This window comes from Brevibacillus sp. FSL K6-6036, assembly GCF_037964015.1.
GTDB lineage: Bacteria > Bacillota > Bacilli > Brevibacillales > Brevibacillaceae > Brevibacillus > Brevibacillus borstelensis.
Genome location: NZ_CP150173.1, coordinates 1,750,513 through 1,763,288 on the forward strand (window position 1 = coordinate 1,750,513; position 12,776 = coordinate 1,763,288).

Below are 12,776 nucleotides of genomic sequence, written 5' to 3' on the forward strand. Positions count from 1 at the left end.
AGTCCAAGCAGGGTGGCACCACGGGAGCAAAACCGATCTCTCGTCCCTGACATGTTTGCATCAAGCGGCATGTCAGAGGCGGGAGATTTTTTGTTTTGGTTTGAACTAGTTTCCGGCAGGAAGCAAAGATGGAGGGTTAACAGATGGCAAAGATTCAAATTCCTCGCGGCACGCAGGATATTATGCCAGGTACGGTTGAACTGTGGCATTACATCGAGGCCAAAGCGCGCGACTTGTGCAGACGGTTCAACTATCACGAGATCCGCACACCGCTGTTTGAAAGCACAGAGCTGTTCCAGCGCGGTGTCGGAGAAACGACGGACATCGTCGAGAAGGAAATGTACAACGTCTCCAATCCGCGCAGCGAGGACGCCTTGACGCTTCGCCCGGAGGGAACGGCTGGCGTAGTCCGCTCCTACGTGGAGAACAAGCTGTACGGCTCGCCCAATCAGCCGGTCAAGATGTACTACCTCGGGCCGATGTTCCGCCACGAGCGCCCGCAAGCTGGACGCTACCGGCAGTTCGTCCAGTTCGGAGCGGAAGCGATCGGCTCCAGCGATCCGGCGATTGACGCGGAAGTGATCGCTTTGGCGATGCGGCTCTATCAAGAGCTTGGGCTGACAGGACTGAGTGTCGAGCTCAACAGCGTGGGCACGCTGGAGGACCGGGCGAACCACCGCAAGCACCTGCTCGAACATCTGAACGGCGTGCGCGATCAGCTTTGCCCAGACTGTCAATCCCGGATTGACCGCAATCCGCTGCGTGTGCTCGACTGCAAAAACGAAACCTGCAAAACGCTGACAAAAGATGCTCCTTCTATTTTGGAGTATTTGAGCGATGAGTCTGCCGCGCATTTTGAAGCGGTCAAAGCGTACCTGACCGAGCTGGGAATCGCCTACACGGTAAACCCGCGCATGGTTCGCGGTCTCGACTACTACACCCAGACTGCCTTCGAGATCAAAATGGCAGAAATCGGTGCCGTAGAAACGCTCTGCGGCGGCGGACGCTACAACGGGCTGGTGGCAGAGCTCGGCGGCGACGACATGCCGGGAATCGGCTTTGCCCTCAGTATCGAGCGGCTTCTGCTCGCTCTCGAGAAGCAGGGGGTCCAACTGCCGGTGTCCGTCGGCATCGACTGCTTCGTGGCGATTCAGACGCCGGATGCGAAGTCGGCAGCCTTCCGCCTCGTCGACCGTCTGCGCAGCGCAGGTGTGGCGGCTGAGCTGGACTATCTCGACCGCAAGATGAAAGCGCAGTTGAAACAAGCGGACCGGCTGGCTGCGAGATTTACCGTCATTATTGGCGAGTCCGAGCTGGCCAGCGGAACAGCGGTTCTGAAAGAAATGGCCACTGGGGAGCAGCAGGAGATCAAGCTGGATGAGCTGCCGGCTGTCATCGCAAGCCGCTTGGGATAAATACAAGATCGACATCAGAAAAATGAGTGGAGGAAATCAAAAATGAGTTGGCAATATCGTACCGTGCAATGTGGAGAGGTTGGACTTGAACAGGTAGGACAGGAAGTCATCCTGAACGGATGGGTGCAAAAGCGTCGCGACCTCGGCGGCGTTATCTTTATCGACTTCCGCGACAGAACAGGTATCCTCCAGATCGTTTTTAATCCGGAGCACAACAAGAACGCATGGGAAGTGGCAGACAAAGTACGCAGCGAGTACGTGCTGGCTGTAAAGGGGACCGTCGTCAAGCGCGCACCGGAGGCTGTCAATCCGAAGCTGAAAACGGGCGAAGTCGAAGTGATCGTGAGCGAAATCATCATCCTGAACGACGCCAAAACGCCTCCGTTCCAAATCGAGGATGACATCGACGTAGATGAGCAGGTCCGCCTGAAATACCGTTACCTGGACCTTCGCCGACCGGAAATGCAGCGCTCCCTGATTCTCCGCAGCAAGGCAGCCAAAGCATTCCGCGATTTCCTCGACGAGAAGGGCTTTGTCGAAGTAGAAACACCGATGCTGACCAAGAGCACGCCGGAAGGAGCGCGTGAGTATCTGGTGCCGTCCCGCGTGCATCCAGGCGAATTCTTCGTGCTTCCGCAATCTCCGCAGTTGTTCAAGCAATTACTGATGGTATCCGGCATGGAGCGCTACTACCAGATCGCCCGCTGCTTCCGTGACGAAGACTTGCGTGCGGACCGCCAGCCTGAATTCACCCAGGTGGACATCGAGACCTCGTTCCTGTCTATGGAAGAGCTGCTGCCGATGATGGAAGAAATGATTGCCCATGTATTCAAAACGACGATCGGCGTAGACGTGCCGAGACCATTCCCGCGTCTGACGTATGCGGAGGCGATGGCCCGTTACGGTTCCGACAAACCGGACGTACGCTTCGGCATGGAGCTGACCGATGTGTCCGACCTCGTCGCAACCAGCGATTTCAAAGTGTTTGCCAGCGTCGTCTCTGGCGGTGGCCAGGTAAAGGCGATCAACGCGAAAGGCTGCGGACATTACTCCCGCAAAGAAGCGGATGATCTCGGCAAGTTCGCGTCCCGCTACGGTGCAAAAGGCCTGGCGTGGATGGGCTTCAAGGACGGCGAAGTCAAAGGGCCGATCGCCAAGTTCTTTGGCGAAGCAGAAATCAACAGCCTGAAAGAACGACTGGCCGTAGAAGAGGGAGACCTGCTCCTGTTTGTGGCCGACAAGCCGAAAGTCGTGGCCGATGCCTTGGGCGCGCTTCGCTCCAAGCTGGGTGCCGAGCTTGGCCTGATCGACCACAGCCAGTTCGCCTTCCTCTGGGTCGTCGACTTCCCGCTGGTCGAGTGGGATGAGGAATCGCAGCGCTATCTGGCTCTGCACCATCCGTTCACCCGTCCAAAAGACGAAGATTTGCACCTGTTGGAAAGCGATCCTGGCCAAGTCCGGGCGCAGGCCTACGACATGGTGCTCAACGGCTACGAGCTGGGCGGCGGTTCGATGCGGATTTACAAGCGCGACGTACAGGAAAAAATGTTCCGTACACTCGGCCTGACCGAAGAAGAAGCAAAACAAAAGTTCGGCTTCCTGCTTGACGCATTCGACTTCGGTACGCCTCCTCACGGCGGGATCGCACTCGGTCTGGACCGCTTGATCATGCTGCTGGCCGGCCGCAGCAACCTGCGTGAAGTGATCGCGTTCCCGAAAACAGCGAGCGCAAGCGATCTGATGGTAGATGCGCCAGGTCCGGTGGACGACAAGCAGCTGGCTGAGCTGAACATCATGACGACGGTAAAAGACGAAGAAGCCGAATAAGCGGGCTTGCACAGTCGCATGAGCGTTTGATACATTGGTAATACTGATAAATAGCCCTGCGATGTACGTGACTTCCGATAGTTTTGAGCCACAAAGTCTTTTTAGGGAGTTTTTCGTCCGCAATCGCGAGGACATGCCTCCATCGAGTGGACGTCCGGGACGGTTGGGCAAGACACCCACCTGCGATGAGCAGGTTCAAAACTGTAGGAGCAGCACGGCATTTTGGGGCTCCTTTTTTGTCTGACATTCCTACTTTTCCGATTGCATATCGTTTATGCTCCTTCCAGTCGATAAACGGATTGGATTTGTTCCTCAAGAATTGTCATGCTTTGATCAGAAAGGTTGACGGTGGATGCTTCATCAATTTTCTCGTTGCGAATTGGCCTTCGGTCCCGAAGGTTTGGAAAAAATGAAAAACAGCACAGTAGCGGTACTCGGTGTAGGGGGTGTCGGTTCCTTCACGGTCGAAGCTTTGGCCCGCACCGGCGTAGGCAAGCTGGTACTGGTGGACAAGGACGTCGTCGACATTACCAATATCAATCGCCAAATTCATGCTACGCTCAATACGATCGGTCAAAAGAAAGCCGAACTGATGAAAGAGCGGATTGCCGCCATCAACCCGGCTTGCGAGGTTGTCACGCTGAACATGTTTTACAATGCGGAAACGGCCGATCAGCTGTTTGCCCATGAGCTTGATTACATCGTCGATGCGATGGATACGATGTCGGCCAAGCTGCACCTGATACTGGAAGCGAAACGACGCAACATTCCGATCATCTCCAGCATGGGAGCGGCCAACAAAATGGACCCGACAAAGTTTGAAGTGGCCGATATTTCCCAGACCAGCTACGATCCGATTGCCAAGGTAATCCGCCGCGAACTGAGAAAAAGCGGCATTTACAAGGGTGTAAAAGTGGTGTACTCCAAGGAGATCCCGGTGACCATACGCACCGATGTCCGCGAACAGATCGTAACCGATCCGAATTCGCCGATCAGCAAAGTGCGTCAGCCCCCGGCCAGCAATGCATTTGTCCCTTCCGTAGCAGGACTTATTCTAGCGAGTGTTGTCGTCCGCGATCTGTTGGACTGGCAGCCGGCAAAAGGGTAGAGCGACATGGATCTGTTTTCATTTGCCCATGAAGCAAACGACAAGGGACAAAGCAAGCCGCTTGCTGCCCGGATGCGACCGCAGACGATCCGCGATGTGATCGGCCAGGAACATATTCTTGGAGAAGGGAAGCTGTTGCGCCGGGCGATTGAGGCTGACCAGGTTTCTTCGCTGATTTTTTACGGGCCGCCGGGAACAGGCAAAACGACCTTGGCCAAGGTGATTGCCCGCACGACACGGACGCATTTTGCCGAGCTGAATGCCGTAACGGCAGGGGTGGCTGACATTCGCAAAGTCGTCGACGAGGCGAAGGAACGGCTGGTTATGGGCGGCCAGCGGACAACGCTGTTCGTGGATGAGATCCATCGCTTCAATAAATCGCAGCAGGATGCCTTGCTTCCGTATGTGGAGGAGGGCACCATTACGCTAATTGGAGCGACGACGGAGAATCCGTTTTTCGAGGTAAATCCGGCACTGCTTTCGCGGTCGCAAATTTTCCAACTCCAGCCATTGACGCATGAACACCTTGAACAGGTGATACAGCGGGCTTTGACAGATGAAGAGAACGGCTTGGCGGAGCTGTATGTGGAGGTTGAGCCGGAGGCGAGGGATCACTTGATCCAATACGCCGAGGGCGATGCGCGCAGACTGCTCAACGCGCTGGAGCTGGCTGCAACGACAACGCCTCCCGGACCGGACGGACGCATCGTCATCACGCTCGATGTGGCCGTGGAGTCGATCCAGCGGCGTGCTGTTCGTTACGACAAAAGCGGTGACAACCATTACGACACGGCTTCTGCTTTCATCAAATCCATCCGCGGCTCTGATCCGGACGCGGCCCTGTATTGGCTTGCCCGGATGATCGACGCTGGGGAAGACCCGCGGTTTATCGCCCGCCGCCTGATTATATCGGCTTCCGAAGACATCGGAAATGCCGATCCGCAAGCAATTACCGTGGCCGTATCCTGCTTCCAGGCGCTGGAGCTGGTCGGCATGCCGGAGGGACGGATTCCTTTGGCCCAAGCGACGACCTATCTGGCGACAGCTCCAAAGAGCAATGCGGCGTACAACGGGATTAATCAGGCGCTAGAGACGATTCGGACAGACGGCCACAAGCCGGTTCCGATCCATCTGCGCGACTCCGCATACAAAGGGGCTTCCCGCCTCGGTCATGGAAAAGGATATTTGTATCCGCACAACTACCCTGGCGGCTATGTTGAGCAGCAATATTTGCCGGACGGGGTGGACTATGCATTTTACCGGCCGAAGCCGATCGGCTACGAACAGGAAATCGGCCGCCTGCAAAATGAGCGAAACAAGGTAACAGACGATTCGCAAAGCTGATATCGTATAAAAAACTCCCCCAAGGTACGGGGGAGCATCGCTTAGGTTCGCACATTTCCGCCCGGTTTGTTGGGCAGATCGCCGTTTTCATTTGGCTGCTTGCTCTGTTCGCTGGCGCCAAAACGAGCTTTGTGGGCAATGGTACCGGCCGGCTGGTCGTAAAGCGTGTCGGAGGGATGGTTGCGCCCTCTCTCCGAGCGTTTGTTCGTTGCCATCGTGCATTCACCCCCTGGAAGCTAGTGTGTCCCCGACGAGCCGAGAAATGTAAGAGACGGGGAAACTGGTTTGCGGGGAATACTGCAGATAGAGGAGAGTTGTTACTGTGAAAATATCTACGAAAGGACGTTACGGCCTCACGATCATGATGGAGCTGGCCAACCGCTTTGGAGAGGGGCCGGTTTCGCTGAGAAGTATCGCCCAGCGCCACGATTTGTCTGAGCATTATCTGGAGCAGCTCGTCGCGCCGCTGCGCAACGCAGGATTGGTAAAAAGCATTCGCGGAGCGTACGGCGGCTACGTCTTGGCGAAACAGCCCGAGGAAATCTCTGCGGGAGACATCATCCGCGTTTTGGAGGGACCGATCAGCCCGGTCGAGTTTGCCGAGGAGGAAGACCCGGCCAAGCGCTACCTCTGGCTGCGTATCCGCGACAGCATTTCCGCAGTACTCGATTCCACATCCTTGCAGGATTTGATCAGTTATAAGGATGAAGGCCATTCTGACGGCTACATGTTCTATATATAGAAGGTGACATTAGTGCGAGAGCGAATCTATCTGGACCACGCTGCCACGACACCGGTACATCCCCGTGTGGTGGAAGCGATGCATCCATTTTTGACAGAAGTGTACGGAAATCCCTCGAGTGTCCACGGCTTTGGACGTGAAGCGAGACAAGCTCTGGAAGGAGCCCGCGATACGATCGCACGCTTCCTCGATGCCGATCCGCAGACCCTGGTCTTTACGAGCGGCGGCACGGAAGCGGACAATATGGCGATCATTGGCGGAGCGATGGCCCAGCGCGAGCGTGGCCGCCACGTGATCACGTCCAGCATCGAACACCATGCCGTTCTGCATGCTTGCGAGCATCTGGAACAGCTCGGCTTTGAAGTAACGTATCTCCCTGCGGACAAAACGGGCTTGATCAGCACAGACGAGCTGAAAAAAGCAGTACGGCCGGATACAATCCTCGTATCGATCATGTACGGCAACAATGAGGTCGGAACGATTCAGCCGATCGAAGAAATGGGAAGCTATCTACGCGAGCGCGAAATCGTTTTTCACACGGATGCCGTGCAGGCCGTGGGCGTTTTGCCGATCAGCGTCAGCAAGCTGCCTGTCGACATGCTGTCTGTTTCCGCCCATAAAATCAATGGCCCCAAAGGAGTCGGGGCGCTGTTCTTGGGACGTAAGGTGCCGTTTACCCCTTACCTGCACGGCGGCTCGCAGGAGCGCAAACGCAGGGCGGGTACGGAAAATCTGGCGAGTATCATCGGATTTGCCGAAGCGGCCAGGATCGCACAGGAGGAAATGGAGGAGCGCGTAGCCAAGTACCGGCAGATGCGCACCACAATGCTCCAGTGCTGGCAGCAGGAAGGCATCTCTTTTGAGGTAAACGGGCATCCGGAAAAACACCTCCCGCATATTCTGAACGTAAGCTTTCCCGGTGTCCATACCGAAACGATGCTGATGAACCTCGATCTGGAGGGAGTGGCAGCCGCGAGCGGCTCCGCCTGTACGTCCGGCTCGCTGGAGCTGTCGCATGTGCTCGAAGCGATGTGCCTGGATGACCCTGTAGCCCAATCGGCGATTCGGTTCAGCTTCGGAATCACCAATACGGTTGAGGAAGCAGAGCGGGCTGCCCGGAAGGTGGCCCAGATCGTACATCGGCTGAAACGGTAACCGTTTACGAACGAGTGTGGCTCAACTGAAACGAAGAGTTGAACAGACGATAAAAACCAACGGTGCGTGTATCCGTTGGTTTTTTGCATGCTCTCTTGAGTTTCTTTTCATTTACAGGACAGACCAAAGAACAACAAGACCGATGCCGGCAGTGTACATCAGCGCTTCCCGCAGCTTTCCACGCTGCCGCCGCAGGAGGAGAAGCAGCGCGGCTTCTCCCAGAAAAGTGAGAAGCCAACCCAGGAGATAGACAAAAAGAGTCGGAATGCTGCTGACCATCACGGAAAACAGCCCAAGGCCGATCAGCCATTTGCATTGTCAATATCCGGCAAATGATTTCATTGTTTCTCTTCTTCACCAAATTGTGGATGGATTGGCAGCGGACAAACATGTAGAATAGGGCACTAGAACTGCTTTTCATGCCATGTTTCCGCCTGACACCCAAGAGGTTGCCGCCGCTTCCGAGCAGCAGACGGCCACGACAGAGGAAATGAAAGCAGCTGCGGAGAAATTGGCTCAAATGGCGGAGCGGTTGTCAGAACAAGTAAATCGTTTTACAATCTAAACATCAGTATCGGCAGACCGTTTTGTCGACCCGTTGACGAACGGTTCCTGAATTGCGTAGACCCCGCCCGCGATGCTCCTGCTGCGGGTGGGTTTCTTTTCTGTATCAGCAGGTGTAAAACCAGTATGTCTTTCGAGGGGGCGCTATGATGTCGCAGGAAACACTCCCTTTGTTTGCTGAACCATTCGTTCGCGGCTATGTGGAACAAGAAATTTTTTACAATGAAGAAACGTGGTATGGAGTTATTCGTCTTAAAGTAGAGGAGACCTCGGAAGCGATCAAGGAGAATGACGTCGTTGTCGTGGGAAACTTCCCCCGTCCTCATCCGGAAGAGCTGTACACATTTTACGGAGAATGGAAAACACACCCCCGGTTTGGGCAGCAATTCGCGGCTTCCCGTTATGAGCGCGAAACGCCGAAAACGGTGGCTGGCGTAGAAAAGTATCTGGCCAGTGGCCTGTTCCAGGGAATTGGCAAAAAGATGGCCAAACGAATCGTAGAGCATCTGGGAGTCGACGCGTTGTCGATTATCGCTGACCGTCCCGAGTCGTTGGCGGAGGTGCCTGGGATATCGGAAGCACGTGCCAAGCAGATTTATGAATCGGTGATGGAACATCGTTCTTTGGAACAGGCTATGGTGTTTTTGTACGAGTTCGGGATCGGAGTGCAGCTCGCATTGCGCATCTACCAGACATACAAGCTGGAGACCTTGAAGGTGCTTTCGGAGGAGCCGTACCGGCTGATCGAGGATGTGCAGGGGATCGGTTTCAAACGTGCGGACGAGATCGCTCGTTCAACCGGGATCGCGGCATCCTCGGAGGAGCGGGTCCAGGCAGCAGCTATTTTTACGCTGCAGGAAGCTTCTTATGCCGAAGGCCACGTTTTTCTCCCGATCGAAGAGCTGTGTGAAAAAACGCTGCGCTTGCTTCATGAGTGCGGCGGACATGCCTTTACGCCGGAAGAGGTCAGACTGGCGATTGAAGCGCTGTTTGTCGCCTCCAAAGTGATGTGGGACGAGGAGCGGGTTTACTTGCCAAGCCTCTTTTTTGCCGAGGTCGGCTTGGCCAAGCGGCTTCGTTTTTTTGCCGACCGCGATGACTTTGCTTCCTTTCCGGTGTCTGAGCTGTACCAGGCCATGGGTGCAGTCGAAGAAGAGCTGGATATTACGTATGCACAGACGCAGCGGGATGCGATCGAACAGGCGATCACTTCTGGCTTGATGCTGCTGACAGGTGGGCCGGGTACAGGGAAAACTACTGTCATCCGGGGGATATGTCGTGTATTTGCACATCTGCATGGAATTTCCTTCGATCTGAAAAAATATGACGAAAGCAATCCTTTTCCCATCCTGCTGGCCGCGCCTACGGGCAGAGCGGCAAAGAGAATGGCGGAGACGACCGGGCTGCCCGCCATGACGCTTCACCGGCTGCTTGGCTGGAAAGGCGACAGCTTTGAACATGATGCCGAACACCAGATCCGTGGAAAGCTGTTGATCGTAGATGAGATGTCGATGGTGGACATTTGGCTTGCGAATCAATTGTTCAGAGCGCTGCCAAGCGACATGCAAATCATCATGGTTGGCGATCCGGACCAGCTTCCGTCTGTCGGCCCGGGGAACGTTTTGCAGGACATGATTCGTTCCGGGCTATTGCCGCGCGTACAGCTTACGGAGATTTATCGGCAAGCGGAAGAATCGTCGATTATTCGCCTCGCCCATGATGTGCGGAAAGGAATTGTCCCGTCCGATCTGCTGGATTCCTCCCCTGATCGCAGATTTTTCACAAGTTCGCCACAAGATGTAAACGAAGCTGTGAAACAAATTTGCTCGGGAGCCGTAAAGAAAGGATATACAGCAAAAGATGTACAAGTCCTCGCGCCCATGTACAAAGGAAATGCGGGTGTAAACCGGTTGAATGAAGAGCTCCAGGAGCTGTTTAATCCAAAGACCGGCCAAAAACGGGAAGTGACGTTTGGCGACACCGTATTTCGGACGGGGGACAAAGTGCTTCAACTTGTAAACAACGCCGAAGAACACGTGTTCAACGGTGATATGGGTGAGATTGTCGCCATTTTTTACCCAAATGAAAACGCAGAGAATGAAGAAATGATCGTCGTCTCCTTTGATGGCCGTGAAGTGATGTACAAGCGGTCTGCATACCATCAGCTGACGCTGGCCTACTGCTGCTCCGTTCATAAGTCGCAAGGCAGCGAGTTTCCAATCGTCGTCATGCCATTTGTAAAAAATTACCACAGGATGCTGCGACGGAAGCTGGTGTATACAGGAATAACGCGCAGTAAATCATTTCTCATCATGTGTGGAGAGCCGGAAGCGTTTCGTATCGCCGTCCAGACAGACGAAGAGGGCGTACGATACAGCTACCTGGAGGAACGCCTGAAACAAGGATGATGTTGGAACCTGTTTTGTCGCTGTATGGAACGATTCCATCCGCCCGATACTAAAGAGGCGGAAGGGGGAAATCCCATTATGCGCAAGGCATTGGATGTAGTGGGCATGCCGGTCGTCTGCCTGGATACAGGCGAAGAGATCGGTGTTATCCGTGACATTCTCTTTGACTCCGACAATTGGCAGGTCGCAGGAGTCTTGCTGAGCGAACAGGGCTGGCTGCAATCCGGCACCTATATTCCCCTGGGCCGCATTCATGCGGTAGGAGAGTCCTGTCTCACTGTTTCGGGCAAAGACGCAATTACCTCCTTGGATCAACTGGCCGCTTCGGAACCCACAGGTGTCCTGACAGGGAAGCTGAAACTGAAGGGGAAATCCGTGATTTCCGCTTCGGGGAACTTGCTCGGGCGATTGGAAGATGTTTACTTCTCTGCGGACTGGGAGAAAATTGTAGGGTACGAATTATCGAACGGTTGGCTGGCGGACGTTACTGAAGGACGTAAACGCCTGTCCGTTCCTCCGTCCGTCATTATTGGGGAAGAAAACCTGATCGTGCCGGATTAAGGTTCGCAGCCAGGCGTGAAAGGGAGGAAAAGATAGATGCGTGTGATTTGCCCGAACTGCAGTTCCAAAGACATAGGCAAAATTGGTACCAATCAATACTATTGCTGGAACTGCTTTATTGAAATGAGCGTAGCCAATGAGCAGATCGCTTCCGTTTACCAGGTGGAAGAAGACGGCTCACTGCATTCGCTCAATGATCTGTTTATCGAAGAACAGATCGTACCGACTCAGTTAAGCATGTAGACATCCAAAACCGGAGGTGTGTCGCGAATGATTGCTCGAAACCTGCTTGGCATTATAGCTGCAGGCGGCATCGTGGCTGCTGTCGGATATATGATGGCTCCGCGCCGCCGCAAACGTTTTGCGTTGAACATCAATCGTTGGCCGGTCTCCATGCGGGATGTAAGAAAAATGATGAAAACAAGCCAGAAGCTGATGCGAGTTTTTGCTCGTTAGCATGCTAGGCAAGCTATCAGCCGGACGCGATCAAGGTGCGTCCGGTTTTTTTGCATACACATAATGGAATAAAGATTATTTTAAAAGTATTGGTAAAATAACGATTAGTCCCATATAATGGCTACGCCAGTGCTTATGCTTCGTAAATTTTATAATTGAGCAGTTTTCTCTTCAAAAATCTATACCCATTTATCGATAGATGGATGAGACGGGGAGCGGGACGAATTTTGCCGCCAGCCGGAACAGAAGATGATCTGTCAGAATGCGTTGAGGAGGAAAAGATGGACACTGTAAACGAACAGATCCGCAAGCACTACCACACTTTGACCAACCAGCAAAAATTGGTTGCCAAGCTTATCCTGGACGAGCCAAAGCAAGTCGCGCTCCATCCGGCAAGGGTAATCGGCTCGCTTACGGGAACGAGCGAAACCACTGTCATCCGACTTTGCTATACATTAGGCTACTCCGGATATACCGCTTTGCAAAATGAGATTCGCGAGTTGATGCTGCTTTCGGGCAAACAAGACAAGCTGTTGGAGCAGTACTCAACAGACGTGGCAGGAGAGACTGATCTGGTCGCCTACCATATGGAGCAGGACATCGCCTATATTCGAAAGACTATGAACGCCTTGGATCCGGGGCAGTTTCAGCGAGCGGTGGAGCTGATTGTGAAAGCGAAAAAGCTGATTGTCGTCGGGTTCCGCAGCTCACACGGACCCGCTACCTGGCTTGCTTCCACGCTAAACGTGGTAAAGGGAAACACATACCTGTATCGAGGGCAGATTGATGATGCCAATTACTTGATCACGGAAGTGGATGCCAAAAGTCTGGTGATTGCTTTTTCATTCCCCCGCTATACGTCAGAGACGATCATTTTTTCCACGGCAGCCAAGGACAAGGGAGCAAAAATACTGGCGATTACCGACGATGAGCTGTCTCCGATCGGACCGATTGCTGATGTGCTGATCAAAGCAAGCACTCCTTCGCCTACAGCGTTAAAAGGAATGGCTACGATTTTTTCTTTGTTGAACGTATTGGTCAGCGGCGTTGTCCAGGCAGACCGGAACAACGTACAGCGGCGAATCAAGCAGTACGACGAGAGCATCCAGCAGTTTTATCCGTTTTTTGAGACTTCATAGATGATGAAAGACTGAGGGCAAGTAAACGACGGGATATGACCAAACAAAGAAGGCTTC

The 12,776-nt window shown here is 54.0% G+C and carries 13 protein-coding genes and 1 other RNA gene; 12 read left to right on the forward strand and 2 right to left on the reverse strand.

All coding sequences use genetic code 11. From position 1 onward, the window contains the following. Positions 1-143: 143 nt before the first annotated feature. The 5 genes from hisS (at position 144) to NST37_RS08730 (ending at position 5,694) form a co-directional block, all read left to right on the forward strand. Positions 144-1,415: a histidine--tRNA ligase gene (hisS, locus tag NST37_RS08710; protein WP_003387557.1), complete on the forward strand. Its 1,272-nt coding sequence runs from the start codon at positions 144-146 to the stop codon at positions 1,413-1,415. A 42-nt stretch (positions 1,416-1,457) separates the two neighbouring features. Next, positions 1,458-3,242, forward strand: a complete 1,785-nt coding sequence (gene aspS / locus NST37_RS08715; protein WP_031932378.1) for an aspartate--tRNA ligase — start codon at positions 1,458-1,460, stop codon at positions 3,240-3,242. Between the two features lie 50 nt (positions 3,243-3,292). Then, positions 3,293-3,475, forward strand: a non-coding RNA gene (gene ssrS / locus NST37_RS08720) — 6S RNA. 119 nt (positions 3,476-3,594) lie between these two features. Continuing rightward, positions 3,595-4,350 (forward strand): tRNA threonylcarbamoyladenosine dehydratase, encoded by a 756-nt coding sequence (locus NST37_RS08725; RefSeq protein ID WP_003387554.1) that lies wholly within the window; start codon positions 3,595-3,597, stop codon positions 4,348-4,350. Between the two features lie 6 nt (positions 4,351-4,356). Next, complete coding sequence (locus NST37_RS08730) at positions 4,357-5,694, forward strand: AAA family ATPase (RefSeq protein WP_024983959.1); 1,338 nt, start codon at positions 4,357-4,359, stop codon at positions 5,692-5,694. A gap of 41 nt (positions 5,695-5,735) precedes the next feature. On the opposite strand, the gene NST37_RS08735 is transcribed toward NST37_RS08730, so the two are convergent. Beyond that, a complete protein-coding gene (locus NST37_RS08735; RefSeq protein WP_170208318.1) occupies positions 5,736-5,909 on the reverse strand; it encodes a hypothetical protein in 174 nt (57 codons plus the stop codon). A 107-nt stretch (positions 5,910-6,016) separates the two neighbouring features. Here NST37_RS08735 and NST37_RS08740 point away from each other — a divergent pair, with 107 nt between their 5' ends. Next, a complete protein-coding gene (locus NST37_RS08740; RefSeq protein ID WP_003387550.1) occupies positions 6,017-6,436 on the forward strand; it encodes an Rrf2 family transcriptional regulator in 420 nt (139 codons plus the stop codon). Between the two features lie 12 nt (positions 6,437-6,448). Further along, a complete protein-coding gene (locus tag NST37_RS08745) occupies positions 6,449-7,591 on the forward strand; it encodes a cysteine desulfurase family protein (protein WP_024983958.1) in 1,143 nt (380 codons plus the stop codon). 111 nt (positions 7,592-7,702) lie between these two features. Here NST37_RS08745 and NST37_RS08750 read toward each other — a convergent pair whose 3' ends face one another. Next, the gene (locus tag NST37_RS08750) at positions 7,703-7,873 is read right to left on the reverse strand and encodes a hypothetical protein (protein WP_157211799.1); all 171 of its coding nucleotides are present in this window, start codon (positions 7,871-7,873) and stop codon (positions 7,703-7,705) included. A gap of 428 nt (positions 7,874-8,301) precedes the next feature. Between NST37_RS08750 and NST37_RS08755 the strand changes: the two genes are divergently transcribed. The 5 genes from NST37_RS08755 (at position 8,302) to NST37_RS08775 (ending at position 12,719) form a co-directional block, all read left to right on the forward strand. Beyond that, positions 8,302-10,563, forward strand: coding sequence for an ATP-dependent RecD-like DNA helicase (locus NST37_RS08755; protein ID WP_024984957.1), 2,262 nt, complete (start codon positions 8,302-8,304; stop codon positions 10,561-10,563). 78 nt (positions 10,564-10,641) lie between these two features. Further along, a complete protein-coding gene (locus tag NST37_RS08760) occupies positions 10,642-11,124 on the forward strand; it encodes a PRC-barrel domain-containing protein (RefSeq protein WP_003387546.1) in 483 nt (160 codons plus the stop codon). A gap of 36 nt (positions 11,125-11,160) precedes the next feature. Beyond that, positions 11,161-11,367 (forward strand): hypothetical protein, encoded by a 207-nt coding sequence (locus NST37_RS08765; protein ID WP_003387545.1) that lies wholly within the window; start codon positions 11,161-11,163, stop codon positions 11,365-11,367. Positions 11,368-11,394: 27 nt separating this feature from the next. Next, complete coding sequence (locus NST37_RS08770; RefSeq protein WP_003387544.1) at positions 11,395-11,580, forward strand: hypothetical protein; 186 nt, start codon at positions 11,395-11,397, stop codon at positions 11,578-11,580. A gap of 281 nt (positions 11,581-11,861) precedes the next feature. After that, positions 11,862-12,719, forward strand: a complete 858-nt coding sequence (locus NST37_RS08775; RefSeq protein ID WP_122958167.1) for a MurR/RpiR family transcriptional regulator — start codon at positions 11,862-11,864, stop codon at positions 12,717-12,719. Positions 12,720-12,776: the final 57 nt, after the last annotated feature.

Bases quoted from the DNA above. Each gene is read 5' to 3' on its own strand.
- hisS (WP_003387557.1), top strand. From the start codon at position 144: ATGGCAAAGATTCAAATTCCTCGCGGCACGCAGGATATTATGCCAGGT.
- aspS (WP_031932378.1), top strand. From the start codon at position 1,458: ATGAGTTGGCAATATCGTACCGTGCAATGTGGAGAGGTTGGACTTGAA.
- NST37_RS08725 (WP_003387554.1), top strand. From the start codon at position 3,595: ATGCTTCATCAATTTTCTCGTTGCGAATTGGCCTTCGGTCCCGAAGGT.
- NST37_RS08730 (WP_024983959.1), top strand. From the start codon at position 4,357: ATGGATCTGTTTTCATTTGCCCATGAAGCAAACGACAAGGGACAAAGC.
- NST37_RS08735 (WP_170208318.1), bottom strand. From the start codon at position 5,909: ATGGCAACGAACAAACGCTCGGAGAGAGGGCGCAACCATCCCTCCGAC.
- NST37_RS08755 (WP_024984957.1), top strand. From the start codon at position 8,302: ATGATGTCGCAGGAAACACTCCCTTTGTTTGCTGAACCATTCGTTCGC.
- NST37_RS08760 (WP_003387546.1), top strand. From the start codon at position 10,642: ATGCGCAAGGCATTGGATGTAGTGGGCATGCCGGTCGTCTGCCTGGAT.
- NST37_RS08765 (WP_003387545.1), top strand. From the start codon at position 11,161: ATGCGTGTGATTTGCCCGAACTGCAGTTCCAAAGACATAGGCAAAATT.
- NST37_RS08770 (WP_003387544.1), top strand. From the start codon at position 11,395: ATGATTGCTCGAAACCTGCTTGGCATTATAGCTGCAGGCGGCATCGTG.
- NST37_RS08775 (WP_122958167.1), top strand. From the start codon at position 11,862: ATGGACACTGTAAACGAACAGATCCGCAAGCACTACCACACTTTGACC.